This is a genomic window from Bartonella vinsonii subsp. berkhoffii ATCC 51672 (assembly GCF_902825225.1).
In the GTDB taxonomy this organism is placed as follows: domain Bacteria; phylum Pseudomonadota; class Alphaproteobacteria; order Rhizobiales; family Rhizobiaceae; genus Bartonella; species Bartonella berkhoffii.
The window spans coordinates 1-479 of sequence record NZ_CADEAK010000130.1; the positions used below are offsets into that span (position 1 = coordinate 1).

The following is a 479-nucleotide window of genomic DNA, read 5'->3' on the forward strand; positions in this document are numbered from 1 at the left end:
AAATTCTCTCACAAGCACGTAAAGTACCTGATCATGCATTCATGTTAAATTCGGTTCTTTCGACTGAACTTCGTCCAACTTTGTTTTTGGCACAACTCTCAAATCTTTTAGCTGGAAATATTTCAATTGTTCATAAAGTAACAGGGTCTTCTCGCACGTTTATGGGAGAAGAAGGTAGTGGGCTTTCTGCATTTCAAATTGCTGTAGCTCGTATTCGATCAGGTCAAAGTACCCATGCACTGGTAGGAAGCTCTTATAACACACAAAGTTATGATATGTTATTGGCCCATGAACTTGGAGGTCTCTTAACTAGAGGTGGATGGACACCGGTATGGGACCGTAAAAATTATCCTGGTGGTGGTGTTATAACGGGTTCTGGAGGTATCTTTCTAGTCCTTGAAAATGGGGAACCCGCAAGAAAACGTAATGCACGTGTTTATGCTGAAATTAGCCAGATTATCACGGATCAAACAGACAGA

General features: G+C 41.1%; 1 protein-coding gene. It reads left to right on the forward strand.

Translation table 11 applies throughout. From position 1 onward, the window contains the following. Window positions 1-479 (forward strand): beta-ketoacyl synthase N-terminal-like domain-containing protein (locus J7R10_RS08590; RefSeq protein ID WP_281432512.1); only part of this gene is annotated, 479 nt, incomplete at both ends.